3 protein-coding genes are annotated in these 2420 nt (G+C 57.6%); all 3 read right to left on the bottom strand.

The features are described from left to right. Window positions 1-30: 30 nt before the first annotated feature. Window positions 31-1599 carry an IS66 family transposase gene (locus FQ187_RS29780; RefSeq protein WP_149632218.1) on the bottom strand — a complete coding sequence of 523 codons (1569 nt, stop codon included), beginning with the start codon at window positions 1597-1599 and terminating at the stop codon, window positions 31-33. Between the two features lie 61 nt (window positions 1600-1660). Then, a complete protein-coding gene (tnpB, locus tag FQ187_RS30680; protein WP_028622703.1) occupies window positions 1661-1996 on the bottom strand; it encodes an IS66 family insertion sequence element accessory protein TnpB in 336 nt (111 codons plus the stop codon). Then, on the bottom strand, window positions 1993-2319 hold the full coding sequence (locus FQ187_RS29770; RefSeq protein ID WP_178122796.1) for a transposase: 327 nt from the start codon (window positions 2317-2319) through the stop codon (window positions 1993-1995). The genes tnpB and FQ187_RS29770 overlap by 4 nt, the downstream gene beginning before the upstream one ends. Window positions 2320-2420: the final 101 nt, after the last annotated feature.

Here is a 2420-nt window from a genome sequence, read left to right as displayed (position 1 = left end):
GTATGCGTCCGGGCATCACGCCTTGCCTGATTAGACCGGCTGCCACCTATGCGGCAGCAACTGATCGATTTCACTCGCGCGCTGCGTCGGCAGGCGCGTGAGGACATCTTTTAGATACGCGTACGGATCATGCCCATTCAGCCGCGCAGACTGGATCAAACTCATAATCGCCGCCGCTCGTTTGCCGCTGCGCAACGACCCTGCAAAGAGCCAGTTCTTGCGTCCAAGAGCCCACGGCCGGATCTGGTTCTCCGCCCAATTATTGTCAATGGGTACGGCCCCGTCATTGAGGTAGCGCGACAGCGCTGCCCAGCGTTTCAGGCTGTAATCCAGCGCTCTGCTGATGGCTGAACCTTCAGGCACGAGATCGCGCTGGGCCATCATCCAGGCATGCAGCATATCCATCACCGGTACGGCTTTTTCTTGCCGTATTCGGCGCCGTAAATCCGGCTCTAGGTCGCGCACTTCACGCTCGATTTCGTACAGCAACTGGATGTAGCGCAGGGCCTGTTCGGCGAGCATGCTCTTGTTGGTCGCGTGCAGTTCGAAGAACTTGCGTCGCGCATGGGCCATGCATCCGATCTCGGTCACGCCGAGTGCGAAGCTGGCCTTGTAGCCGCCAAAATCGTCACAGACCAGCTTGCCCTTCCAGTCTTGCAGGAAGTTGCGAGCATGCTCACCGGCTCGGCTGGGGCTGAAGTCGTAAACGACTGCCGCTGTTTCGCAGAATTGGCTGGTGGCGTAAGCCCAAACATAAGAGCGATGGGTTTTCTTTGAGCCCGGCACGAGCATCTGCACGGGTGTTTCATCGGCATGAATAACCTGCTGCCCAAGCACTACGTCGCGCAGTGCATCGACCAGAGGTTGCAGCTGCACCCCAGTCACACCAACCCATTGAGCCAAAGTTGAACGTGGAATCGCCAAGCCGGCACGACCGAAAATCGATTCCTGACGGTAAAGAGGCAGATGGTCAGCAAACTTCGCGATCATGACGTGGGCAAGTAACCCGGCAGTCGGGATTCCCTTATCGATGACCTGCGCCGGAACCGGCGCCTGGATCAGCGTTTCGCAGTCATCACAGACCCACTTGCCACGGACATGGCGCTCAACGGTAAACACGCCGGGCGTGTAGTCCAGCTTTTCGCTGACGTCCTCACCGATACGCTTGAGTGCGCAGCCACATGGGCAGTGAGTGTTGTCCGGTTCGTGATGGATTAGCGTGCGTGGAAACTCTGCCGGCAAAGCAGTGCGTTTGGGCTTTTGCTTTTTCTCGGTTGGAGCCAGCACTGTTTGCAAGGCTTGAAGCTCTGCTTCAATCGCCGCGATATCGGTATCGATCAGGTCATCGAGCAAGCTGGCCTGCTCAGGATTCATCTGCTCGCTGCGCTTGGCAAACTTCAAACGCTTGAGTTGTGCGATCTCGTGGGTGAGCTTCTCGATAACCGTTTGATCACGGTTGATCTTCTTGCCCATCGTCTCGACCGTCTTACCCAGTGTGTCGACTTGATGGTCGAGCGTCTCGACACGCTGTATCAACTGCGCCGCCAAAGCGCGCAGTTGTTCAGGGGTAAGGTGGTCGAGGTTGGGGAGCGAAGTCATGGCGCCGATTTTGCCAGAGCAAGTAGTTCGCGGCGATAGACCGATAGGCTAATGGCAGCCGTTAAAGCAGTGTGATCGCACCGCCGGAGCCGGCGCGTTGCCATGGCAGACCCAACACCAGAGCCTGGAGTTGTTCGGTATCCAACTCCATTTCAGAGCCTTGGCGAATGCCTGGCCAATGGAACTTGCCTTGATTCAAACGCCGAGCCGCCAGCCAGATCCCGAAGCCGTCATGCACCAGAACTTTCATGCGCGTGGCGCGGCGGTTGGCGAACAGATAAGCACAGTGCGGCTTCGCCGCACCAAACACCGCGATCACTCTGGCCAATGCCGTCTCGGTACCGGCGCGCATGTCCATCGGCTCGGTGGCGAGCCAGATGGAATCGATGCGGATCATAGGACAAGCCCTCGGACAAAGCGGGCGCATCCGTCAGGGTCGGAAGTTGGCCATTTCACGATTAGCGATTGCTCGCCAAGCGGCAGCTCAATGATCGCCGATGCTTCGGTCTTTTGTTTTGGTTCAACCGGCGCGACTTTCAAAGGAATGAAAGCTGGCAGCGCGACTGCCTGCTGATCACGGTAAAGCGGTATCCACCGGCGAACGACATTGGCATTAATCCCGTGACTCATCGCAATAGCTGCCACGGAAACACCGGGCTGCTCGCACTCTTGGACGACTTGGGTCTTGAAGGATTTCGGGTATGACTTACGTTGGCGCATGACGATCCTGGCATTAAGGGTAATTGCGTCCGCTTAAAAATACGCGGACACAATCGCCCTTATTGCTCGGGCTCGGAAGGTGTGTTCCCCGGCCCCTTACG

It is taken from the genome of Pseudomonas sp. ANT_J28 (assembly GCF_008370005.1).
In the GTDB taxonomy this organism is placed as follows: Bacteria; Pseudomonadota; Gammaproteobacteria; order Pseudomonadales; family Pseudomonadaceae; genus Aquipseudomonas; species Aquipseudomonas frigoris.
Note: the sequence above shows the minus strand (reverse complement) of the source record. Positions and strands in the feature narration are given on the sequence as shown.